The following is a 23,639-nucleotide window of genomic DNA, read 5'->3' on the forward strand; positions in this document are numbered from 1 at the left end:
CATAGTACTACAATTGGTAGTATTATTCAATAAGGCTTGTTTTAGTCATTATATTTAATTATTTATTCTTTTACAGATTCATCTGATTTGGGACATAAAGCTTCTAGCTTACTATAAAGAACACTACTTTTTTCTATTCCCCATTTCGTCTTGTATGGAGCATATTTACATTGAATCATATCCATAGTGATTGTTATTTTTAGGTTTTTACCTTGATACTCTTTTGCATTTGTATCATCACTTCCACCTAAAAATTTAATTCCTTCAACTAGTTCCATTGCTTTTTCTCTTGTTGTTACAGAATCCATATAATATAAATAACCATCATTACATTTATACCAATAATCTTTTCCACTAGTAGTAAAATCATTCTTTACTATATCATTAGTATAGATAAATTTAATATTTGATACTGGAAGAGTAGTTTTACTATCTCCATTATACCAGCTTGGTTCTATTTTAACTCTAAGTAAACTTGGTGCAGTTGCATTGGGTTTAATATTAATGGTTTTAGAAATTGTATCACCAGGTACAATTCCATCTATGTTTGTATCTTGTGTATTAACTACTGTTCCCTCTATTTTACCATCTACAGTTAAAGTATTCCCTACTTCTTTGTCAACCGCCTTATCTCCTCCAATAAAGTAACCAAACCCAAGTGCTCCAAGCGGTATTAATATACATGCTAATGCTATAGCAATTTTCCTCGTTTTACTTTTATTTCTATTTTCCATTTTAACCTCCCCCTTTATTTTATAAATATTTTTATCCTTTTATTTTCTTCATAGGTTCCGTTTACTTTATTATTAAAATAGCTTTCTAAATCATCTTCTTCTATATTCCACTCATACTTATATGCAAAATTATTCACTTGAACAACCTCCATAACAATATCTATCCCTAACTCTCCACTTCCTAGCATTTTTTTATCCTCTTCACTTAAATTAATATCTATACTTTCAACCATAGGATTTTGAGTTTTATTTCCTACTTTTAATGGTTTAGTATAATAAATATAATTATCTTCACTAATAAACCAGCTATCCTCATTACCATAATTAATTTTCACAGATGAGTTACTTAAAATTGTCCAATTATCTTCTTCAATTTTTGGATAAACAAAAACAAAGCCTCTCAGATAAACGTCACAACTACCTTCATTTATAAAGTTTAAATCTATATCCTCTAAATCATTCTTATTTTCAATTTTCATTTTTATCTCTAAGGCTTTATCTTCATAAAGAAAAGTTTTCATAGTATAAAAAGCATCTTCTCCATAAACAATAAGAGAGCAAAAAAACACCCCAATAATAACAATTAATAAAAATATCGATTTCTTTATTTTGCGTCTTCTCTTATTTTTTCTTTTCTTACTTCTACTCATATTTATCACCTGTTTATAATAATTTCATCAATCTTCCTTTGTGTAAAATAATTATTAGATTTTATATTTGTATTTATTATTATGGATTTTGTATTATATCCTGGTGCATTTTTTAATACAAAATTTTGATTACTAATTGGTTTATATGAAGATGAATTAATCAATGACAATTTATATGTCTTATCATAATCCAAATTACAAATAGTATATGATTTATTGCTTTTAACTTTTATATTTGATGAGTTTGTTTCTCCATTTAATTTTAAATAGAAATAATCATCCTTACTTCCGTTTACTTTTACAGTCAACCTTCCTTCTAAAGGCTTTACTTGTAATCTACTTGTATTTGTATATTTGTAAAATGTATGATTATTCAAGTAATTTAACTGAAAAATGTAATCATAATCAATTTTTTCTTTTAATGCATTGTACTCTGTCACAGTATAATCAAACTTATCACTACTTATAGTTAGCTTGTCCCCTTTATTTATATTTGATAATTTATTAATTGAGCAAGGTGTTTTTTCATCATTCAAATATAAACTTACACTATTTTTTATGCTAATCCCTTTATATTTTGCATCATCTTTATTTATTTGCAATACATCACTAACCTTTGTTCCTCCTTCTTTTATCTCTTTTATTAGGTCCATACGAAAATCTAAATTACTATAATTATAAGAACTACTTTCATTTATAATTTCTACATCAAATAATACTTTCTCCCTGTATGAAAATTTATAATTTGAATCTATATATTCTTTTTCATTATGTTCATCTAATAAATATGGCTTAATTTCAACTTTGAATTGAGGATTTTCAATAAGAAATAATGATATTTTACTTGTCCCACCATTATAATTAAAAACATCTTCTCCCATTCTACCAAGTTGTCCTATTAATAAAGATATTTTATAGTCACTAACTCCTGATTTTATATACTGAGATATATCTCCAACCATTTTGTAATAATTTTCACTAGTAGTTGATTTTAAAATGTTACAATCAATATGTCTATTACGTGTGTGTTCAGACAAAAGATTATCTTCTTCTTTATTGCAATACTTATTATGTTCTACAGTATTTGTAAGGTTATAATTGCCAATAGTTTTATCTATTTTATATTTATAAGATTCTGATGATGCCCTGTAATTAATATCTGTTATTTCACCATTAATAAAAACATTTAATAAATCAGAAAATGGTAATATTAGGTGACAATTTTCTTTACTTTCAATACCTATAACAGGTTGTACTTTTTTTGATTTTATTAATTCCAACTGTTCCTTATTTAATTTTAATTCTCCCTCTATCATTCTCCACTCTACAGGTGTCTCTCCAGTATGTTCATATTTTAAAACTTCAACATAACATGGCCACGTTATAATTTTACTTCCTAAATATCCATCTTTCCAAGTTGGACTTATACCACTTTCAAGCCAGGTTTGTATTGTATTATAATTAAATGAGTAAATAGGTTCAAAAGTCCTTAACCTCGTTCTAAGAACTTTGTTTCCTTTAATTCTACTTTCATCTTCAGGCTTAAACGAATTTACAGTATTTACGGTTCTCATTGATTTGTCCCCTGAAGTATAAAGATTAGTAAATATCTCTAATGGATTTATAGTATAATCAAAGTTAATATTTTTGATATTGTTAAAATCCTCACTGTTAAGTTTCTTTTCATCCTCCTTTATTTCATTAACTTCTCTCGTCTTAGTCCAATTACCAATTTTAACTCTATCCACCCCCGGAGGAAGAGCATGAATTTTTTTAATGTAAACTAAGTTAATCATTAACAAACACAGGACTACTATACTTATCTTTAGTAATTTTCTTATTATTATCACCTCCTCAATTATTGGCGTGCATGGTGCAAATATTTTCCTAGAGGTCTTGACACTTTTTGAGCTAGCACCACACACATATTAATTTATATTAAAAAAACTTGATTATTATTACTCATTATTTTTAATTTTTAAAAATTCATTTTTATTTTTAAAATATTTATTTTTTAAAATTAAAATATTCATTATCATATTTAAAAGAGTGCTATCTTTAATGACATTAAATCATTAAAGATAGCACTCTTTATATTATTCTAATAGTATTCAACTTCAACAATCTTACCAAGTTTAACTAAAATATTCTTCATTTCATTTAAAACATAAAGTCTAGCACTTAAATCATCTGATATATCTGACATCATATTCTCAGGATTTATACATCTTCCTATTATCATTTTTATATGAATACAATCTTCATACAACATTTTAGACAACAATGTGGCCCCATCCTTTTTTTTATGTAAAAAACTATCATCATTAGTAGTTAATAATCGTCTTAATATTTCACATGATCTTCTTAGTGTTAATACTCCCTCTGTTACCAAATCTATTCCCTCTATATATCCTATTGGTGGCACACCTTCATCTATAATATCTGTACTAGATCTATATTTTACATTTAGCTCTCTTGCAACGATATTTGCCGTAGTTCCACCACAAACTATTTTTTTCCCTGCACTTCCCATCATTTCATATACAACTTCTTTATCCTTACTTTTATTAATAGGTGGTCCAGAAAATAAAACTGCATTACTATCATGACTAACCTTTATAGTTGCAACAGTAGTATCATCTCCTGGTTCAAAGTAATATAATTGATTACAAACTCCTAACAGATTGTTTGTAATAGTTTTTGCGTTCATATTTTCATTAGTAAATTTCAGTAAATGCTTTGAAATATCTTTCCATTGCCAAGAATAATTTAAAGTTTTCCTTCCTCCTGCAAATTCTACACCATCACTAATCAATACTATTCGATCTCTTTCTGTAAGTTGTATTTTACATTCTCTTATTTTTTTATCATGAATTACTATCTCATTCCAATCTAATGAAAGTATGTCTTTTCCTCTCATAAAAAACAATGTAGGGTTATCAAACTCAACAATATAAGCTATACCATCTTTGGCCACTTTTACTATAGTAAAGGTAGAATAAGCTATTTTATTTTGTGAGCAAATAGGCAGCGTCTGGCTAACAGTATCCACTACATCTTCTGTTCTCATTCCTTCCTTTAGCATGGTAAGAGCTATTTTTGATGTAAGAGTAGCTAAAATATTAGCCTTTACACCACTTCCCATTCCATCAGAAAGAACTGCAATGAATTGCTCATCATCAGCATAAAATTCCACTTTATCTCCACATAACTCTTCTCCATATTTTAATAAACTTCCATAAGCAAAATCTATGTAGTATTTCATTATCTATGACCCTCTTCCTCAATAAGTTTTTTCAACTTAGTTAAGGTAACTTTGGTTTCTGCTGTTGTTTCTCCAAGAAGACTTGCTATCTCTTGTGCCACCATCATTTGTTTATTTATAACATCTTGAGCCATGTTTATGGAGTTTATTTTCATAGTCTGTAATTCTTTTTCCTTGTTCTCTTCTTTTGTAATATTGTTTGCTATCCATATATAAATTTGATTTTCCTCTAGCCATATAATATTCTGGTCTAACACGCCATTATAGTCTGGAAGTTCTATCTTATCACCAATAATATTTTTCCTTGTGTCCCTTACTTGCTGAAATTTATCTTCATCCAGATACATAATCACAGGTACTCCTCGGGCTTCGTCATTACTAACTTGAAAGAAATTTTGTGCTGCTGGATTAAACTCTTCTACACATAAGTTCTTATCTACTATACCAATTAAATTAGGTGTAGCTGATATAATTACATTAGCCTTATTTTCCGCTTTTTGCCTCATATACGGAACACACATACTAGTATCAGCATAACCATTAAACACTGCTTTGGCTTTATCTCTACATGTTTTATAACCACATGCCTTACAATTTATCTCATCCATTCTTGCGAATTTACCCATAGACTTTAAAATTTCTCTAAGCTCTGTTTCACTAGGCTCTTTTAAAGGAGTATATTTAGACTGAAAATTTCTATGTAAATCTATTTTCCATAGTATTTCATCATAAGAATTATCTATTTTATCCTTATATGACTTTTCGCACTCTTTACTATAAGTCTCTATATTTTTTCTTCTTTCATAAGAACTGGCCCCATCATCTTCAATTCCAGACCCTCTAAGGCAACCACTTTCACAGAAATTCATATCAAATATTACATTGCTTACTCTTTTATTTAAAATTGCCTCTATAGTTTTCTTACAATCATTTGGACCATCCACAGATATCACTTCTTTATTTTTACTAGAATCAAAAAAGTAATCTGTATTTTCAGATACAAATGGGAAAACCCTGTTATAATGGCTAATAGCATCAAATGAACTTTCTTTAAAATCTTCAAAATAAATATTTTCTTGTTTTATCCATGTTCTTAACTCCTCTAGCGTAATAACAGCATCTACACTATTTTCGAATCTTGATTCATCCTTCTTTCCAAGACAAGGTCCTATAAAAACAACTTTTGCATTTTCTCCGTATTTTCTCTTTATGATTCTTCCATGACAAGCAAAAGCTGATATAACAGGTATTAGATTTTCAATTAAGTCAGGGTAATGTTTTTCTACTAAGTTAATTATGGATGGACAAAGAGTTGTTATATAATTTTTATCATCATTTTTATTAATATATTTAAAGTATTCATCTATTATAGGTTGAGCTGCTACCAATGTTTCTTCTACATAAGAAAATCCCAGATATTTCAATACTCCAGGTATTTTATGACTATCGTTTCCAAAAACAGCAGCAAAACTTGGTGCAATAGAAGCTACTACCGTTTCTTTATTTTTTATATAATGTTTTACAATTGGTACCTCTGATGTGCTTAATCTATTTTTTTGTGGACACGCCAAATAACAGGCATCACAAACTATACATCTTTCTTCTCTAATTCTCGCTTGTTCATTTTTTATTTCTATAGCATTAACTGGGCATACTCTTACACAAGCATAGCAATTTTTACAATTTTTCTTACTAAATTTATCAAACCACATAAGTTTTCCCCCTCGATTAATATTAGCCTGAAATCATACTAAAATTATAACAAACATAAATACAATTTTTTACATATTTAATAAAAAAAGAACTTAGTACTTTATTTAGTACTAAGTTCTTAGTTGTATTAATATCTTTTATTGTAATAATTCAAAATATCCTGATGGATGGAAGAAATATATTGATCCACTATCTTTATCTACTAAGTAAGCTAAATCAGTTTCTATATTTGGTAAAAATACATATCCCCTTATTCCTTTTTCTTGCATTGCTTCAAAAGTATTTTCGTCACCTTGGTATGTATATGTAAAGTCAGCTTTTTCTACATCTTTTATGTATTTATTTAAAATCGCTTCAGCTTGTGATTTTGTCATTCCTGTTTTAACTTCTTCTTTATCTTTATCATCTTTTACTACTGTATTATCAGCTGGCTTAGTAGTTTCTTCTTTTTTATTGTTTACCTTTATTTCTTCTTTTACTGGTTTTTTATTTTTTACAGCTGTAGTTTCAACTTTTGCTGGTTTTTTAGTTTCTTCTTTTTGTTCAGTTTTATATTCATTATCTTTTGTAACTTCTACTTTTTCAGTGTTTGTAGTTTGTTCAACTTTTACTGGTTTTACACTTACTTGTTCATTATTTTGTGATATTGCATTTGCGATTGGAGTTATTAATAATGCTCCGCTTAATAATAAAGTTACTGCTATAATTCCTTTTTTCATTTTTCAACACTTCCTTCTAATTTATTTTATAATCTTTAAGATTTCGTCTTTTTTCTTTTATTTATACTATTATAATACCATTACCCCTTGAATAATTACAGTTACATACTTGTTACTTTGAATTACAAAATAGTAACATAGATAATTACAGAAATGTTACTTAATTTCAATAATATGTAAAATAATTTTTATTTGTCCATATTAAGAAAAATCCCTTAGGTTATTCTAAGGGATTTTTTTGTTATAATTCTTCATTTTTTACAATTCCAAAAGCTATATTATACATAATTTTTTCTTTTATTTTACCATTGTATAACACTTCATTGTTTTTCTCATTTATAACATAAATATAATAATCTATGTCCGGAGATCCATTTCCACGATCTACATAGTCGTCTTCTTTATAATCACACATTATAAGGTATGTTTTATCATTATTACGTCTCATTTCCAAAATATATTTATTGTAATCATTTTTAGACTTTGCATATATTTCATTTGTGTTTTTTGTTTTTTTATTCACTAAATCTACTACTAAGGTCTTTGCTTTTTTGCTTATTGGATCTACATCGCAAGAAAGCAACACTTCATTTCCTTCAATAGAATAATTAGTTATATTTTGATTTTCAACTCCTAAATTAATAATATTTATTTCTTTAGTAATAATATTAAATGCAAATAAACATGTATTTATCTCTTTGCTGGTTTCATCTTTTATATGAGTAACAAAATATGCCACATTATCTTTTACAAATCCCACGTCACTATTTGTATACATTTCATTTGGATCATATGATTTAGTTATAATACACTTAGATTGCTGTGAAGATAGATTTAATTTGAATAAACTCAAGTAAGTTTGTTTATACATATCTTGTTCACTATCTTGGGGTTTGTTATTATATTGCTCACTATCATCATAAACTGACGAAATAATCGCCAAATAAATATTATCATTATCTCTCATTGGTAAAGCTTTATAAATACTATTTCCATTCACATTAATAGTATCATCTATTTTTATTTCATAATTTTTAATCTTTGAACTTTTTTTATTTTTTATATCAATATATACTGTCATTTCATCACCACTGTAAGGTGAATAAGTATTTAAAAGAGACACATTGGTAATTTCATCATCTGTCTCGCAAATATTACTTTTATCATTGGATATTTTGAATAATTCTCTATCATCTATATTTTTCTTTGATATGGCGAAACTTGCAATACCTTGCTTTACATTCTTTTCAATTTTTTCTTTATCTTTGGATATTATAATATTATCTGTTTCATACAAACCTTTTCTCTTCTGATAAACGATATTCATATCACCAAGAGCACTTCTATCTCCGTATACATCTTCTATATCTACCTTATCTTTTGTAATAAAACTTAAGGAGAAAATAATTAATATCATGGTTAATGATACAATAATTAAAAATACCTTTGAAATTCTTTTATCCATAATATCCCCCTAAACATGTATTCTTTTATTCAATAATCTATAAGAAATAATAAGGGATAATACCCCCATAATTACGTAGTATAAAATATGATTTTTTAACAATTCATCTGTAAATATTATAGAAGTAGTTGAAATATACATATATATAAATCCTGCAATTACAATATAAGATAAACCTAAAAATCCACCTAATTTATCAAAAGATTTATGAATTAATACTCCTGTAAACAAAACTATAACTGCTAAAATAGGTCCTATAACATAGTACATAAATAATTCTAATGGATATATAGGCAATCCCATAAACAAAAAGCTCATTGAGTTGTTATAATTTATAATATGAATAATTTCACTAATATCAATACCTGTAAAGCTCTTAATTACTAATACCTCTAATACCCACAATATATGCTGTGTTACTAATACACCGTATATAAATGACACTACTGTTATTAATTTTGATATAAATATATTAAATTTATTATAAGGTAGTGTAAACAAAGTATAGACTACCTTCGTTTTATTTGAAAAGTCTTTGTACCATATTAGTAATGTGTAATATAAACACCATATAAGTGCTAATACCATAAAAAATAAAGATAAAATATATAATGAGTATATTAAACTACCATTTTTTATAATCATATATGCCTCTTCCGATTTGAGTAAACCTATTCCACTTCTTATATTCAAAATTTCTTGAACTTGCTTGGCTACTGAATGTAAGTTATAAACAAACCAGATAAGATTACTTATTGTAAGCAACCCTAAAATAGTGAAATAAATCTTTTTAATTCTTTTAAACTCTATATCATATAGTGTTAAAATCTTACTCACCCCTATATACCTCCCTCATCTTATCTATAATAGACTTGTTTTCATTTTGTCTAACTTCCTCCACATTAAAATTAAACGCCAATTTCCCTTCATGAAGTATTACTACTTCTTCAACTATTTCATCAATTTCAGCAATTTCATGAGTTGTTATTATGATACTTTGCTCTGGAGAGATGTATTCTATCATTACCTTAATGAATTCTTCTCTTTTAAAAATATCTATACCAGAGAAAGGTTCGTCTAACAAAATATATTTGGCATTTTGCGCAAATCCAAGAATAATTTTTATTCTAGCTCTATTTCCTTTGGATAAAGTACTTATCATTTTATCGTCAGTAAGATTAAACATTTTCAACAGTTTTGTTGCCTTTTCTTTATCCCAATTTTCATAGAACTCTTCCATAAATGCAAAAGTATCTTTTATTGTAAGGTGGGGAAAATAGGTATCCATATCCGGTACAAATGCAATTTTATTATATAACTTAGGATTCATTTCTTCACCATCTATAAGAATTTTACCTTTGTCTGGCCTAATTACACCAGCTATAGATTTTAATATGGTTGATTTTCCAACTCCATTAATTCCAAATATACCTATTACTTTTCCTTCCTTTATTTGAAAGGATACATCATCCAATGCATGTACTTTTCCAAATTTTTTGCTTAAGTTTATAATATCTATCATTTATAAAACTCCCCCTAAAAATACTTTCCCTAAATAAAATCTAACTTCTTAGTTTAATTATTTTAAATACGAATTAATATAATCTATAGGACGATATACATATCCATTATTATAACGTAAAATAGACTCTATCTTTATTCCCCCTATTGGATAAGGGTTTCTATTTGCTGAATTAATTATTTTTCCTCTTCCAATATACATAACCACATGGCCCGGTGTAAAAATCAAATCCCCTGGTTGAATATTTTCCATTTGAACTTTATAATCTTTCAATACATATTTTTGCTCCGTTGTAGAATAACCAATATTTATATTAGTTACAATTTTATAGGCCCAATAAGTAAGCCCCGAACAATCAAATCCTTGTTTTCCTATATAATCTTTATTTTCTAAAGGGTAATAACTTTCGCCATAATAACCTATAAGCTCTTCCAATCTTTCTTTTGTTATTATTTCTCCCTTACCGCCCCAAGTGTATTCCTGTCCTTCTCTTCCTTTGGCTAAAGAAATAACTTTATTTATTATTTTCAAATCATTTTTACTCATATCTTTAGTTTCTTGTTCATATTTTTTATTTATTTCCTGTGTATACTTTTCTTTTAAAAAACTATACCCCCAGATTCCTACAAACACAACTAATATAAATATTAAAATTTTCTTTAAAAATTTTTTGATTGTTATTAACTCCCTTCAGGTTTAAACCAGTTAAATACACAACTTCCTTATTTTATTATCACACTAAAACTTTCATATTTCAACTTACAAATTCGTCATATAAAAATAGTATCTCTTATATATTAGACGTATAAATAGTATAAAAAGTTTCATTAATTTTTATACTATTTATAATTATTCAATTTCATATAAATACTAAATCATGTTTTTATAAATTAGTACATTAGTTTAAAAGTGCTAATAATTATATAATCCGACTATTTTTGATAAAATTTAATATTAATTATGCTATTACTACATATTTTTATTAATATAATACTAATATATATTTATATCCTTAATAATAAAAAAGTGGCTTCTTTAGCCACTTTTTTATTATTTGTTTGGAACTATTATTTCTCCACTTATTATTTTTTCTATCTTACTATTAACATAGTCTATTACATCTTTTGGCACGTTTTTATCTGTTGATGGTGCAAGATCATGAAATATCAACTTACAATCCTATTTTTAAGTTTTGTTTGCAAGCATCTAAGCCATAAATTAACATCTACATCAGCGTCTACTTCATTAAATATTCTTTATCCATTGGAAAATCGACTAGCCAGTTATTTACTTGCACTTTATCCAAATGATTTAAAACCTGAAGATAAAATTGTTACAGATAGCTTTACTCAATTAGCAGAACTTCTTGGATCAGATTATAGGCATTTTTTAGGGGTTGTAGATAAACTTTGTTCAAAAAATATTATTAAAAAAGAAAAAAGATCTTCAGTAATTCTAGATAGAATTGCTTAAATAATATTGCTATAGATCTCTATAATTTGTTTAAAATTTGTTTCTTTTAATTGTTTATTACCTATATTATACTAGCTTTTTTGAAAACTATAAAATCTACAATTTATTATATAATAAAAATCCTATAATACAAAATTTGCATCATAGGATTTTTTAATTTATTAATCACTTAATTCACTAACAAGTCTAAGTAAGTCTAGGAATATGTTAACAAAATCAAGATATAGGTTTAAAACATGTATTGATAAGTCATTTCTATCATTAATTGCTCCATATTCTATTTCTGATTTTAATAAACTTACGTCATATAATATATACCCAGAAAAAATTATAATTCCAAGTATACTTATTATTATATTAAATACACTACCACCAATAAATATATTTACTATGGACATTACTAATAGTGCCATTAATGAAATAAATAATGTTGGCCCAAATCTAAGAAATTTCCCACTTTCACTTCTATTAGCTATAAATGCAAGTCCTCCAAATATAACAGCTGTAGATAATAATACGTTTATTACCATTCCTGTTCCTATACTTCCCACATAATAACTTATAATAGGTGACATTAATATTCCATCAATAAATGTAAATAAATAAACAAAATTCATTGAAAATCTTCTTGGTATTATACTTTTTCTAGAGAATAAAGCCATAAGTATTAATGCTACCATTAATACTGCTATTATAGTATTTGCCATATATATAAAACTCTCTGGTAAAAACATTAGTCCAAATAAATATCCTATAAACATAAATACTATGGATATTGATAAATATTTAAAAACTTGTGACATTGGATTATAAATACTTTTTAACATACTTTTCTCCTTTCAACCTTCACAGTTAATAGTCAATTATTATACACTTTTTTTAATACTTTGTCTATACACTTAGACGTATAAATAAATTTATTGATATATTCATTCTATAATTTATCTTTACATTAAAATTTTTATAATATATCATATATATATTATACATTTTTAAAAATCATTACATAGAAAGGACTAATCAAAAATGGAATTTAATTTAAACATTTATGAGACCATGGCTTTAGTTTCCATTGTATTTTATATTGGTAAATATTTAAGAAATAAATTTTCTATACTATCAAAATATTGCATCCCTCCATCAGTAGTAGGTGGATTTATATTTTCAATATTTATTCTTATATTAAAAACTACGAGCATAGCAACTGTAAACTTAGATACATCTTTACAAGAAATTTTTATGACAGCATTTTTCACTAGCATAGGATTTACTGCTAGTTTTAAAATATTAAAACAAGGCGGTATGAAAGTTGTTACTTTTCTCGCCCTTGCAATTTTACTTGTTGTATTACAAAACATAGTAGGTGTAACATTAGCATCACTATTTAATTTACAACCATTACTTGGACTTTGTACAGCATCTATACCTATGATAGGGGGGCACGGTACTGCAGGATCATTTGGCCCTTTGCTAGAAAACATGGGAGTTTCTGGTGCTACAACAGTATCTATTGCCTCAGCTACATTTGGCTTAATAATGGGAAGTATTATTGGTGGATTAGTTGCTAGAAATCTAATACACAATCATAAAATAAAAACAATTCATGATGAAAATTCCACTATTCCTCCAGAGGAAGTTGGCGATTTTAATGAAGAGAACCAAAATATTTTATGTTTAAAAAAATTAATGACTGGTTCATCTTTCTTGTTCGTTGCTATGGGACTTGGATCAATAATATCAGATTTAATTCAAAACTCAGGATTAACATTTCCATCATATATAGGAGCAATGCTTGCAGCTGCTATAATAAGAAATCTATACGATTTCCTTGGGAAAGAAATTGTAGAAAAAGAAATCGAGACTTTAGGATCTCTTAGTCTATCATTCTTTTTAACAATGGCCCTAATGGGATTAAAGCTTTGGCAACTATTTGATTTAGCTTTACCTCTTATGATTATGTTATTTGCTCAAGTTATACTAGTAGGATGCTTTGCTTATTTTGTTACTTATAGAATTATGGGGGCAAACTATGAAGCTGTAGTCTTTGCATCTGCAACTTGTGGATTTGGAATGGGTGCCACTCCAAATGCTATTGCAAATATGGATGAACTAACTAACCGATATGGATTTGTTCATACACCATATTTTGTAGTTCCTATTGTCGGTTGTTTATTTATCGACTTTGTAAATTCAGCCATAATAACATTATTTATAAACTTTATATGCTAAAAATTAAACCTTGATATATTTCTATATGAATATATCAAGGTTTTTATAAATTATTTATTAAGTTTTCATTTTTTACAAATTATTTTATTAATTTTCTTTTACTCATAACTTCTAAAATAATTATTGTTGCTATCTCTTAGTTCTCTTTTTACCTTTTGAGTTATTATTTCTACTATCTCTTGAATTACTTTTACTATTTCTTCTATCAGTGTTATTGTTGTTTCTTCCACCTTTAGAATTTTTATCATTAGATTTATTCTTTTTGTTTTTATCAAATTGTCTATTTAATGCACCTCTAGCCTCTTTAGGTTTAATTAAACATCTTGGTCCAAATCCTATTAAGTCTTCTCTACCTGTTTCAACTAATGCTCTATGAACTAATTCATAGTTTCTAGGTGCAGAATATTGAAGTAAGGCTCTTTGCATTGCTTTTTCAGTTTTAGATTTTGGTACATAAACTTCTTTCATAGTTCTTGGGTCTAATCCTGTGTAAAACATTGTTGTTGATAATGTTCCTGGTGTTGGATAGAAATCTTGAACTTGTTCTGGTTGATATTTAATATCTCTTAAATATTCGGCTAGTTCTATTGCACTACTTAATGTAGAACCTGGATGTGAAGACATTAAATATGGTATTAAGTATTGTTTTAACCCAATTTGTTCATTCATTGCAAAGAATTTTTGTCTAAACCTATCGTAAGTTTCTCCTGCTGGCTTTTGCATGTAGTAAAGTACTTCTTCTGCAACGTGCTCTGGCGCAACTTTTAATTGTCCACTTACATGATGTTTTATTAATTCTCTCATAAATGTATTATCTTTGTCAGCCATTACATAATCATATCTAATTCCCGAACGCACAAATGCTTTTTTAACACCTGGCACTTGTCTAACTTTTCTAAGAAGACTTATATAGTCACTGTGGTCTACGTTTAAGTTTTTACATGGTGATGGATCTAGACATTGTCTATGTTTACATCCACCTTTTCCTTCTGATATTTGTTTTTTGCAAGCTTCTTGTCTAAAGTTTGCAGTCGGTCCACCTACGTCATGTATATATCCTTTGAAGTCTGGTAAATGTGTAATTTCCTTAGCTTCGTCTAATATAGATTCATGACTTCTACTTTGTACAGCTCTACCTTGGTGGAAAGTTATGGCACAGAATGAACAACTTCCAAAACATCCTCTAGAACTTACTATTGAAAATTTAACTTCATTTAAAGCTGGTATTCCACCTTTTGCTTCGTATGATGGATGATAATTTTTAGTATATGGAAGTGCATATACTTGGTCTAGTTCTTCTCTATTTAGTGGTGGCTCCGGTTTATTTTGCACCATAAATTTATTTCCATGAGGTTGAACTATGGCCTTTCCTCTAAATGGATCTTGCTCTGCTTCTTGTATTTTGAAAGCCTGTGCAAATTTAACTTTGTCTTTTTTTATTTCTTCAAATGAAGGTGTTAATACATAATTTACGTATACTTCATCTAAACTATCTGCCATATAACAAGTTCCATCTATGAAACTTATATATTTAGGATCAAATCCATCATTTATAGCATCTGCTACTTTAACTATTTGTCTTTCACTCATTCCGTATACTAATAAGTCGGCTCCACTATCTACTAATATAGATTTTCTTACTTGATCACTCCAGTAATCATAGTGAGCAAATCTTCTTAGGGATGCTTCTATTCCTCCTATTACTAGTGGAATATCTCCGTATGCTTCTCTTATTCTATTACAATAAACTATTGTAGCTCTATCTGGTCTATGGCCCATTTCTCCACCAGGTGAATAAAGATCTTTATCCCTTTGCCTTTTGCTAACAGAATAATGGTTTACCATAGGGTCCATGTTTCCTCCGTTAACAAGGAAACCTAGCCTTGGTCTTCCAAGCTTCATAAAATCTTCTGTTGTTTTCCAGTTTGGTTGAGCAATTATCCCTACTTTATATCCAGCATGCTCTAGCACCCTTGATATTATGGCTGTCCCAAAACTGTGGTGGTCAACATAAGCATCTCCTGTAACAAGTACGAAATCGCACTCGTCCCATCCTCTTTCAATCATATCTTCTTTACATATTGGTAAAAATTTATTTTCCATTTTATCACCTGCTCAATCTATATTTAAAATTCGTTTCATTCATTTCGACAACGATATGTCTTTACTTTGTTTCATACATATCCCTTGCTTAAAATTCTCTTTGTTCAAGATTTTTATTTACTTATCTTTAATTATTAACTCTGATTAACTATTATATCACAAAGAAAGTAATATTTTTAAAGTAATTAGGTTTTATAGCATAATTAGTTACAATTATTTATGTTAAATTTTCACGTTTTTGTTAATTTTTTTTTTAATATATCTAACTTATTTTTAATATAAATCTGCACCAAAATAGGACTATAATTTACTAAAGAAATATTTATATATTATTCTTTTTATATATTTTCTTAAATTTTATAAGGAGGGAATTTTATGGAAAACATAGTCAATAGTATTAACTCTGTTGTTTGGAGTATCGCACTTGTATGGACTTGTCTTGGCGTTGGTATTTATTTTAGCATTAGAACTAGATTTTCGCAGATTAGAAACATTAAAGAAATGGTTGCTTTATTATTTGGAGGTAAAAAATCAGAACAAGGTATATCTTCATTCCAAGGATTTTGTACAGCTCTTGCTGGTCGTATAGGAACTGGTAATATTGCAGGTGTTGCTACAGCTATAGCTTGGGGTGGTCCTGGAGCATTATTTTGGATGTGGCTTGCAGCATTTCTTGGTGCAGGATCAGCTTTTGCTGAATCAACTTTAGGTCAATTATACAAAGAAGAACATGAAGGCGAATATCGTGGTGGTCCTGCTTACTATATAGAGAAGGGCTTTGGAAGTACTACATTTTCTAGAATCTACGGGATAATGTTTGCAGTAGTTACACTTATAGCTATAGGTATATTACTTCCTGGCGTTCAAGCTAACTCAATCGCAGTATCTGTAAATAATGCTTTTGGTCTTAATGTTAATATTACAGCTGTTATATTAGTTGTATTTCTTGCTCTTATAATATTTGGTGGTATAAAAAGAATAGGTTCTGCAGCAGAATATATTGTTCCTTTTATGGGAGGCGCATATATCTTAATGGCACTTATAATAATTGCAGTTAATATAGCTGATTTACCTGGAATATTGGTATTAATATTCAAGTCGGCTTTTGGGGCAGAAGCAACTTTTGGTGGTATAATTGGTTCTACTATTGCTTGGGGTGTAAAACGCAGTGTTTACTCAAACGAAGCTGGTCAAGGTACTGGACCACAAGCATCTTCTGCTGCTGAAGTATCACACCCTGCAAAACAAGGTTTTGTTCAAGCTTTTTCTGTTCACGTTGATACATTATTTGTTTGTTCAGCAACTGGATTTATGATTATGATGACTGGTTGCTACAACACTTATTACGAAGGAAGTCAAAAAGTAATCGTTGAAAATATGCCCCAATTAGGTGTTCCAGAAATAGGCCCAGCTTATACTCAAAATGCTATAAATACTTTAATTCCTGGATTTGGTTCTGCCTTTGTTGCCATAGCATTATTCTTCTTTGCATTTACTACTTTGATGGCTTACTACTATATAGCAGAGGTAAACTTAACTTATTTAGTTAAAAAAGTTAAAAAAGGCCAAGGTAGTAAAGCTACAATTAATGTATTAAGATTTGTATTATTAGCTATGACTGCATTTGGATGTGTGAAGAGTGCAGGCCTTGCATGGGCAATGGGTGATATTGGTGTAGGACTTATGGCATGGCTAAACTTAGTTGCTATAGTTCTTTTATCTAATACAGTTATTAAATGCTTCAAAGATTATGAAAGACAAATGAAACTTGGAATTCCTAGAGATGATATAACCTTTGACCCTGAACCACTTGGAATAAAAGGTGCTACATTCTGGGAAGAAAGAATTGCAAGTGGAGATAATACTCCTCAACCTTAATTTGTAATCAATCCGTAATTTGGTAATAAAATAAAATTCCTAAAAAATGTACCAGGAAAAGAGCTAAGGAGGCTTAGCTCTTTTTCGCGTAAAAAATTATATTTAAGGTTGTTTAAATGAACACGGCAAATTTACTACACATTTCCCACAAACTTGGCTTCCTCCTCTTGGTTTACCTTTTCCCTCTTTTTTATTTCCATATAGATTTTCGTAATTGTCAAAATTTCTCATACAAGTATCGTAACATTTAAATCTATCATAATTATTTTCATTTAAAGCCCCACTAAAGCAACGTTTTACACATACCAAACAACTTTTGTTCCTTTTATACAAACAATTTTCTTTTTCTATTGGCTTATCTGGGCTTACAGGCAAGTTTGTAACTATAGTAAAATATCTTCCACAACATCCTTCTTTCGTAATCAACATATTATTAATTCCAAAAGTTCCAAGACCTGCTATTTTGGCTATATGCCTATGGGACCATTTACTTTTTAATATATCCGCTTTAAAATCACCAGCCACTTCACATATTGCTGCATTATATCCCATTTTTTCTATTTTTTTTATAAGATAATCATTCAATTTAATAAACATATTATTGGTTTCTTGATAAGCTAATATCCATTTTTCTGAGGCTAATTTCCCAACAATATTAGACTGAGCTATATCTTTAGTAAAAGGAACAAAATAAGCAATAATAATCGTTGGATCCTCTAATATATCACTAGGCATTAAATGTTCTTCAAAAGTATACTCTCTTATGCAATAAATATCTTTATGATTAGCATCAGCAAAGCCAACTAAAGGTTCTCTCCACGTTGTACTTATATCATCTTGTTTTTCATATTCCCTCACATAATCTACTATATATTTCTTAATTAAATCTTTCATAGAACTCCCCCTTTTCTTATAAAAACTCATTAAATACAATTAACTGTAGATCTAAAAAAGCATCTTTTCCAAGATGCTCTAATGTCTAATTGCTATTTCTTTTTGTTATTTTTATTTTGTTCTTCATCTTTTGCTCTTTTTTGTGACCAAATATTAGTTACTATTATAAATAATAATACAAGACTTCCCACTCTTATTATAGTTTGTACCATATTATCCCCCTAAATATATTACTATTTTAAAATTTTATCTCTTACTTAAATTATATACCAATTCATCTTAGTTATCATTTATTTTACATTGCTATTAGATACTTGCAACTGTTATAATTCACTTATTAATATATTTTTTAATTGAAAATAAAACTATAGGAGGGTAAATATTATGAAGAAAAACTATCATTTTTATGCACTTATAACAATAGTATTTTGGGCTATGGCCTTTGTTTTTACTAGGCTTGCCCTTCAATATTTTGATGTATACACACTAAGTTTTCTAAGATACTTATCAGCATCATTAACTTTAGTTGTAATTATTTATTTTATGAAAATTAATAAGCCTAAGAAAGAAGATTTTCTTACCTATTTACTTTCTGGATGTATTGGATTTTTTATCTATGTAATTCTATTCACAAAAGGTACAGGACTTGTAACTTCTGCCACTGCCAGTATTGTAATTGCAATGGTTCCTGTATTTACAGCATTTTTAGCATCATTCTTTTATAAAGAAAAACTTAAAATGTATCAATGGCTTGCCATAGGAATTGAATTTATAGGAATCTTGGTATTAACTTTAATGAACGGTACCTTATCTATTAATGAAGGTGTATTCTGGCTATTGCTAGCTGCACTTTGTCTAGCTACTTATAATTTGCTTCAAAGGAAATTAACAAAGAAGTATACAGCTTTAGAAGCTAGTACTTATAGTATTTTCATTGGAACTTTATTTTTATGCGTGTTCTTACCTTCATCTGTAGGTCCCACTTTACATGCTCCAATTGAACATATAATATATGTTTTAATTCTTGGAATATTTTCTTCTGCTCTTGCATATATTGCCTGGGCAAAGGCTATTTCTATAGCTGAAAAAACTACCTATGTAAGTAATTATATGTTTGTTACGCCATTTTTGACTACAATATTAGGGTTTGTAATGATGGGTGAAGTTCCTGATAAAGCTACAGTTTTAGGTGGTATAATTATTTTAGCTGGATTATTTATGTTTAATAAAGAAAGTTTTTTAGAACCATTTAGAAATCAAAGGCTTACAACAGTAGAGTGCGCTACTTCTACTGATGAAAATGATTTAATAGAATAGAAATTCTAAAAGCCTTCTATCAAAACCTTTTTTATTTTATAGGAGGCTTTTTTATACAATATTTTTATAATTAAATGTTTGTTTATATTCATAATCTGTTAAATTTTCTATTTATTTAAATATCAGTTAGTGGATAAGGATGACTATGGTGAACATTCGTATATATTAGATTATCATCTTTGTCATAAGAATATTTAATAGTAACTATTATCTTATCACCTATAGATACGTTTTTGCATAATTCTTTATTTTCTATGTAGTAACTTTCCCCATTATGTGATGCTTTAACTGTGCTAGTCTCTTCATGACTTATTATATTTATCATAGGCACATAACTTACCACACCTTTATGAGTAATATAACACTCAACAGTCATTACATAAGTTCCAAATGAAATCCATTTAGTATCTTTAAATAACTTCACTTTTTTGTTTAAATTTAATCCTTCTGTACTATTTATACTTTCTTTTAATGACGATTTTTGGTTCATATATATCCCCCCATGAAATTTTATCTAAGACCTAACTATTAATTAATCTTCTATAGTTTTCTTTAAAATGACAATTATAATACTCAAAATAATTACTACACTTATTAATATGGTTAATACTACTATTAACCAAGTAGGCACCTTTTTATAAAAACTGTTATAAGTAACCAAACACGCTGCACCAAAAAACCAGCCAAAAGCATTAAGTATTTTTAATCTTAAGCTTGCTAATTTCTTTACTCTTTCCTTTTTTACATCTATTTTCTTTGTATATATTGAGCGTAGTTCAACAGACGCTTCTTCATCGTTTCCCCCATCAAATTGTTCAATTGCTTTATTTTGTGCTTCATTTTCTGAATACCCTTGATTAATATACTCTTTAGCAGAAGTTATCAAATGCTCTTTTATCTCTTCCTTTATTTCTTTTGCATCTTTACTATCATCATTTTTATACAATCTATTCAAATATCCCTCTATAGTTTTCATAATTTATTTCCCCTTATTTAAAAATTTATTCATAACTTCTTGTATAAAATTCCACTCTTCAATCTTTACATGCAAGTCTTCTTTTCCTTCTTTTGTTATATTGTAGTATTTTCTTCTGCCTCCTGAATCTTGATTGTCACCCCAATAAGACTTTATCAATCCTTTAGATTCTAATCTTTTTAATGAAACATACATTGTACTTTCTTTAAGTTCAAATGTGGTCTCATCCTTAACTATTTTGGCAATTTCATACCCATAAGAATCTTCATGATTTAGTATTGATAAAATCAAAGTATCAATATGACCTTTTAGTAATTCTTTATTTAAATTCACAAACTTATTCACCTCCCTTTATGTACTACCTCATTATATGAAGTACATTGTATTTTAATAGTATATTGTTTTCTATTACTTTGCAATAACAAATTATATAAAAATAACCTTCTATTATAAATAGAAGGTTATTTTTATAACAATTTTATTTTCACTGTCTAGTTCATTTATTTTAAAACTTAAACTACTTTATTGCTTACTTCTGCACTAACTTCATTACATTTTATTAAGGCTATCTTATAATTCATAATGTCAATATTTTATTGTTTATTTATTACTTAGATTAATGGTAACTCTATCTTTAACATTATTTTTAATACTTTTTTTATTTTCTGATACATTAAGTCTGTATAATTTACTTAAACTCCAACCTTTCTCTTCTGCTCCCAATAAGTATTTTCTTATAGCAAATATTAATCCTATAGAAAGAACCCCTAATAATAAGTCGGCCATACCTGCTGTTTTTGGAAGTAATATAAGCTTTCTAGCTATTGCACATAATAATACTTCTATCAATACACCTGGTATGTGTAGGCTAAGCATAACAACAAGCTCTACTCCTATTACTAATAGTAATCCTTGTGCTAAAAAACTATTTAATTGAGTGTATTCAACTGGTGTTTTAAAATCTATTATATATGCCTCATATATACTTCTCATCAAATCTACCATTCCTAACAATACAAGTATAAGTATAATTACTGATAATGCTATTTCAAAATACCTTGAAGCCTTTAATAATGTTTTATCGTGTATATTTATCATCGTAAATTTTCCTTTTGGAAATACATTTATTTTTTATAACTATTTTATCAGAACCTATTTAAGTTTTTATTTATAAATTATGCACCAAATACTTTAAGTAAAATACCCGCTGCTATTGCTGATCCTATGACTCCTGAAACATTTGGAGACATGGCATGCATCAATAAAAAGTTTGAAGGATTTTCTTCTTGTCCAACTTTTTGAACAACTCTCGATGACATAGGTACTGCTGAAACCCCAGCTGCACCTATCATTGGGTTTACTTTTCCTCCAGTTAGTTTGCACATTAGTTTTCCACCTAAGACACCTGAAGCAGTTCCTACTGAGAATGCTGCAAGTCCCATTGCTATTATTCCAAGAGTTTGAGTACTTAATAATGTTTCTGCATTAGTTGTAGCTCCAACTGTTAATCCTAATAATATAGTTATTATATACATTAATGAACTTTGAGCTGTTTCTACTAATTTAGGAACAAGCCCTGATTCTTTTATTAAGTTTCCAAACATTAACATACCTACAAGGGATGCAGATGTAGGAAGTAATCCTATAACTACTATCATAACTACTATTGGGAATATTATTTTTTCTTTTTGAGAAACTGGTCTCGTTTGTTCCATTTTTATAGCTCTCTCTTCTTTAGTTGTAAGAGCTTTTATTATTGGCGGTTGGATAACTGGTACTAAAGCCATATATGAATATGCTGCTAGAGCTATTGTTCCTAATAAGTGTGGCGCTAAAGCACCTGTTGTTTGTATTGCAGTTGGTCCATCTGCTCCGCCGATTATACCAATTGATGCTGCTTCTGGACCTGTAAATCCTAAAGCTATTGCTCCTAAGAATGCAAAAAATACACCAAATTGTGCTGCTCCACCAAGTAACATTGTTTTAGGGTTTGCTATCATTGGTCCGAAGTCTGTACCGGCACCTATACATAAGAATATTAATGGTGGGTAGATACCAAGTTTTACACCCTGATACAGGTAGTATAATAATCCACCTTTTTCACTGTCTGTTGCTGCTTTCATTAAATCTACACCTGGCATATTTGCAAGTAACATTCCAGTTGCTATTGGTATTAATAAATAAGGTTCATACCCCTTTGCTATGGCTAAGTATAAGAAAAAGCAAGCTAAGGCTATAACTATTACTTGTTTAATGTCCATTTGTGCGAATCCCGATTCCATTATGAAGTCTAATATCATTTGACCCATATCATTTACCTCCTTAAGCTGTTTTTACTTATGCTACTTGCAAAATTATATCTCCAAGATTTACGTTTTGTCCTTTTTCCACATGTATAGCAGATACTTTACCATCAACTGGTGATACTATTTCATTTTCCATTTTCATAGCTTCTAATACTGCTAATACATCACCCTTTTTAACAGTTTGACCTTCTTTAACTAATATGTTAAACATACTTCCTTGTAATGGTGCCACTACTTCATGTCCTTCTCCTGCTTGTTCAGACGATTGCGCTGGTGCAGCACACATGCTTGGCTTTTTCCCTGCTTTTACTTCTTCTATTTCTACTTCATAAACTTTTCCATTTAATTTAACATTGTATGTTTTTATATTCATTTTTATCTCCCTTTCATTTTAT

23 protein-coding genes are annotated in these 23,639 nt (G+C 28.4%); 4 read left to right on the forward strand and 19 right to left on the reverse strand.

Annotated features, from left to right (window positions below; all coding sequences use genetic code 11):
• Positions 1-62: 62 nt before the first annotated feature.
• The 10 genes from K0040_RS04820 to K0040_RS04865 form a co-directional block, all read right to left on the reverse strand.
• The gene (locus K0040_RS04820) at positions 63-734 is read right to left on the reverse strand and encodes a hypothetical protein (RefSeq protein WP_228107809.1); all 672 of its coding nucleotides are present in this window, start codon (positions 732-734) and stop codon (positions 63-65) included.
• Positions 735-748: 14 nt separating this feature from the next.
• Positions 749-1,255 (reverse strand): hypothetical protein, encoded by a 507-nt coding sequence (locus K0040_RS04825; RefSeq protein ID WP_228107810.1) that lies wholly within the window; start codon positions 1,253-1,255, stop codon positions 749-751.
• 134 nt (positions 1,256-1,389) lie between these two features.
• A complete protein-coding gene (locus tag K0040_RS04830) occupies positions 1,390-3,180 on the reverse strand; it encodes a hypothetical protein (protein ID WP_228107811.1) in 1,791 nt (596 codons plus the stop codon).
• Positions 3,181-3,485: 305 nt separating this feature from the next.
• A complete protein-coding gene (locus tag K0040_RS04835) occupies positions 3,486-4,649 on the reverse strand; it encodes a SpoIIE family protein phosphatase (RefSeq protein WP_228107812.1) in 1,164 nt (387 codons plus the stop codon).
• The gene (locus tag K0040_RS04840; protein ID WP_228107813.1) at positions 4,649-6,361 is read right to left on the reverse strand and encodes a [Fe-Fe] hydrogenase large subunit C-terminal domain-containing protein; all 1,713 of its coding nucleotides are present in this window, start codon (positions 6,359-6,361) and stop codon (positions 4,649-4,651) included. Before K0040_RS04840 ends, K0040_RS04835 begins: the two co-directional genes overlap by 1 nt.
• 138 nt (positions 6,362-6,499) lie before the next feature.
• Positions 6,500-7,081 (reverse strand): hypothetical protein, encoded by a 582-nt coding sequence (locus K0040_RS04845; protein WP_228107814.1) that lies wholly within the window; start codon positions 7,079-7,081, stop codon positions 6,500-6,502.
• A 241-nt stretch (positions 7,082-7,322) separates the two neighbouring features.
• Positions 7,323-8,546, reverse strand: a complete 1,224-nt coding sequence (locus K0040_RS04850) for a hypothetical protein (RefSeq protein WP_228107815.1) — start codon at positions 8,544-8,546, stop codon at positions 7,323-7,325.
• A gap of 9 nt (positions 8,547-8,555) precedes the next feature.
• Entirely contained in the window at positions 8,556-9,383 is an 828-nt protein-coding gene (locus K0040_RS04855; RefSeq protein WP_228107816.1) for a hypothetical protein, read from the reverse strand.
• On the reverse strand, positions 9,376-10,068 hold the full coding sequence (locus K0040_RS04860) for an ABC transporter ATP-binding protein (protein ID WP_228107817.1): 693 nt from the start codon (positions 10,066-10,068) through the stop codon (positions 9,376-9,378). Before K0040_RS04860 ends, K0040_RS04855 begins: the two co-directional genes overlap by 8 nt.
• Before the next feature lie 57 nt (positions 10,069-10,125).
• Entirely contained in the window at positions 10,126-10,701 is a 576-nt protein-coding gene (locus tag K0040_RS04865; protein ID WP_228107818.1) for a C40 family peptidase, read from the reverse strand.
• Positions 10,702-11,226: 525 nt separating this feature from the next.
• Between K0040_RS04865 and K0040_RS04870 the strand changes: the two genes are divergently transcribed.
• Entirely contained in the window at positions 11,227-11,541 is a 315-nt protein-coding gene (locus K0040_RS04870; protein WP_228107819.1) for a hypothetical protein, read from the forward strand.
• A gap of 161 nt (positions 11,542-11,702) precedes the next feature.
• Here K0040_RS04870 and K0040_RS04875 read toward each other — a convergent pair whose 3' ends face one another.
• Positions 11,703-12,368: a Bax inhibitor-1/YccA family protein gene (locus K0040_RS04875; protein WP_228107820.1), complete on the reverse strand. Its 666-nt coding sequence runs from the start codon at positions 12,366-12,368 to the stop codon at positions 11,703-11,705.
• 199 nt (positions 12,369-12,567) lie between these two features.
• On the opposite strand from K0040_RS04875, the gene gltS reads away from it, so the two are divergent.
• Entirely contained in the window at positions 12,568-13,770 is a 1,203-nt protein-coding gene (gltS, locus tag K0040_RS04880) for a sodium/glutamate symporter (protein WP_228107821.1), read from the forward strand.
• A gap of 129 nt (positions 13,771-13,899) precedes the next feature.
• Here the strand turns inward: gltS and K0040_RS04885 are convergent, their stop codons facing one another.
• Entirely contained in the window at positions 13,900-15,873 is a 1,974-nt protein-coding gene (locus tag K0040_RS04885; RefSeq protein WP_228107822.1) for a YgiQ family radical SAM protein, read from the reverse strand.
• 375 nt (positions 15,874-16,248) lie between these two features.
• Here K0040_RS04885 and K0040_RS04890 point away from each other — a divergent pair, with 375 nt between their 5' ends.
• Positions 16,249-17,751 carry an alanine/glycine:cation symporter family protein gene (locus tag K0040_RS04890; protein WP_228107823.1) on the forward strand — a complete coding sequence of 501 codons (1,503 nt, stop codon included), beginning with the start codon at positions 16,249-16,251 and terminating at the stop codon, positions 17,749-17,751.
• 102 nt (positions 17,752-17,853) lie between these two features.
• Here K0040_RS04890 and K0040_RS04895 read toward each other — a convergent pair whose 3' ends face one another.
• Entirely contained in the window at positions 17,854-18,645 is a 792-nt protein-coding gene (locus tag K0040_RS04895; RefSeq protein ID WP_228107824.1) for an epoxyqueuosine reductase, read from the reverse strand.
• A gap of 384 nt (positions 18,646-19,029) precedes the next feature.
• Between K0040_RS04895 and K0040_RS04900 the strand changes: the two genes are divergently transcribed.
• Positions 19,030-19,962, forward strand: coding sequence for a DMT family transporter (locus tag K0040_RS04900; RefSeq protein ID WP_228107825.1), 933 nt, complete (start codon positions 19,030-19,032; stop codon positions 19,960-19,962).
• 115 nt (positions 19,963-20,077) lie between these two features.
• Here K0040_RS04900 and K0040_RS04905 read toward each other — a convergent pair whose 3' ends face one another.
• The 6 genes from K0040_RS04905 to K0040_RS04930 all read right to left on the reverse strand — a co-directional run bounded on the left by K0040_RS04905 (position 20,078) and on the right by K0040_RS04930 (position 23,617).
• The gene (locus K0040_RS04905; protein ID WP_228107826.1) at positions 20,078-20,452 is read right to left on the reverse strand and encodes a DNA polymerase III subunit delta; all 375 of its coding nucleotides are present in this window, start codon (positions 20,450-20,452) and stop codon (positions 20,078-20,080) included.
• A 42-nt stretch (positions 20,453-20,494) separates the two neighbouring features.
• Positions 20,495-20,938, reverse strand: a complete 444-nt coding sequence (locus K0040_RS04910) for a permease prefix domain 1-containing protein (protein ID WP_228107827.1) — start codon at positions 20,936-20,938, stop codon at positions 20,495-20,497.
• 3 nt (positions 20,939-20,941) lie between these two features.
• A complete protein-coding gene (locus tag K0040_RS04915; protein WP_228107828.1) occupies positions 20,942-21,271 on the reverse strand; it encodes a PadR family transcriptional regulator in 330 nt (109 codons plus the stop codon).
• A 267-nt stretch (positions 21,272-21,538) separates the two neighbouring features.
• Entirely contained in the window at positions 21,539-22,036 is a 498-nt protein-coding gene (locus tag K0040_RS04920) for a phosphate-starvation-inducible PsiE family protein (protein WP_228107829.1), read from the reverse strand.
• Between the two features lie 77 nt (positions 22,037-22,113).
• Positions 22,114-23,247 (reverse strand): sodium ion-translocating decarboxylase subunit beta, encoded by a 1,134-nt coding sequence (locus K0040_RS04925; protein WP_228107830.1) that lies wholly within the window; start codon positions 23,245-23,247, stop codon positions 22,114-22,116.
• A gap of 28 nt (positions 23,248-23,275) precedes the next feature.
• Positions 23,276-23,617 carry a biotin/lipoyl-containing protein gene (locus K0040_RS04930; RefSeq protein WP_228107831.1) on the reverse strand — a complete coding sequence of 114 codons (342 nt, stop codon included), beginning with the start codon at positions 23,615-23,617 and terminating at the stop codon, positions 23,276-23,278.
• Positions 23,618-23,639 lie beyond the last annotated feature (22 nt).

Source organism: Terrisporobacter petrolearius, from assembly GCF_020748185.1.
GTDB classification, from domain to species: domain Bacteria; phylum Bacillota; class Clostridia; order Peptostreptococcales; family Peptostreptococcaceae; genus Terrisporobacter; species Terrisporobacter petrolearius.

Excerpts from the sequence above, each read along its gene's own strand:
- K0040_RS04820 (WP_228107809.1), bottom strand. The coding sequence starts at position 734 with ATGGAAAATAGAAATAAAAGTAAAACGAGGAAAATTGCTATAGCATTA.
- K0040_RS04825 (WP_228107810.1), bottom strand. The coding sequence starts at position 1,255 with ATGAAAACTTTTCTTTATGAAGATAAAGCCTTAGAGATAAAAATGAAA.
- K0040_RS04830 (WP_228107811.1), bottom strand. The coding sequence starts at position 3,180 with ATGATTAACTTAGTTTACATTAAAAAAATTCATGCTCTTCCTCCGGGG.
- K0040_RS04835 (WP_228107812.1), bottom strand. The coding sequence starts at position 4,649 with ATGAAATACTACATAGATTTTGCTTATGGAAGTTTATTAAAATATGGA.
- K0040_RS04840 (WP_228107813.1), bottom strand. The coding sequence starts at position 6,361 with ATGTGGTTTGATAAATTTAGTAAGAAAAATTGTAAAAATTGCTATGCT.
- K0040_RS04845 (WP_228107814.1), bottom strand. The coding sequence starts at position 7,081 with ATGAAAAAAGGAATTATAGCAGTAACTTTATTATTAAGCGGAGCATTA.
- K0040_RS04850 (WP_228107815.1), bottom strand. The coding sequence starts at position 8,546 with ATGGATAAAAGAATTTCAAAGGTATTTTTAATTATTGTATCATTAACC.
- K0040_RS04860 (WP_228107817.1), bottom strand. The coding sequence starts at position 10,068 with ATGATAGATATTATAAACTTAAGCAAAAAATTTGGAAAAGTACATGCA.
- K0040_RS04870 (WP_228107819.1), top strand. The coding sequence starts at position 11,227 with ATGAAATATCAACTTACAATCCTATTTTTAAGTTTTGTTTGCAAGCAT.
- K0040_RS04875 (WP_228107820.1), bottom strand. The coding sequence starts at position 12,368 with ATGTTAAAAAGTATTTATAATCCAATGTCACAAGTTTTTAAATATTTA.
- gltS (WP_228107821.1), top strand. The coding sequence starts at position 12,568 with ATGGAATTTAATTTAAACATTTATGAGACCATGGCTTTAGTTTCCATT.
- K0040_RS04885 (WP_228107822.1), bottom strand. The coding sequence starts at position 15,873 with ATGGAAAATAAATTTTTACCAATATGTAAAGAAGATATGATTGAAAGA.
- K0040_RS04890 (WP_228107823.1), top strand. The coding sequence starts at position 16,249 with ATGGAAAACATAGTCAATAGTATTAACTCTGTTGTTTGGAGTATCGCA.
- K0040_RS04895 (WP_228107824.1), bottom strand. The coding sequence starts at position 18,645 with ATGAAAGATTTAATTAAGAAATATATAGTAGATTATGTGAGGGAATAT.
- K0040_RS04900 (WP_228107825.1), top strand. The coding sequence starts at position 19,030 with ATGAAGAAAAACTATCATTTTTATGCACTTATAACAATAGTATTTTGG.
- K0040_RS04905 (WP_228107826.1), bottom strand. The coding sequence starts at position 20,452 with ATGAACCAAAAATCGTCATTAAAAGAAAGTATAAATAGTACAGAAGGA.
- K0040_RS04910 (WP_228107827.1), bottom strand. The coding sequence starts at position 20,938 with ATGAAAACTATAGAGGGATATTTGAATAGATTGTATAAAAATGATGAT.
- K0040_RS04920 (WP_228107829.1), bottom strand. The coding sequence starts at position 22,036 with ATGATAAATATACACGATAAAACATTATTAAAGGCTTCAAGGTATTTT.
- K0040_RS04925 (WP_228107830.1), bottom strand. The coding sequence starts at position 23,247 with ATGGGTCAAATGATATTAGACTTCATAATGGAATCGGGATTCGCACAA.
- K0040_RS04930 (WP_228107831.1), bottom strand. The coding sequence starts at position 23,617 with ATGAATATAAAAACATACAATGTTAAATTAAATGGAAAAGTTTATGAA.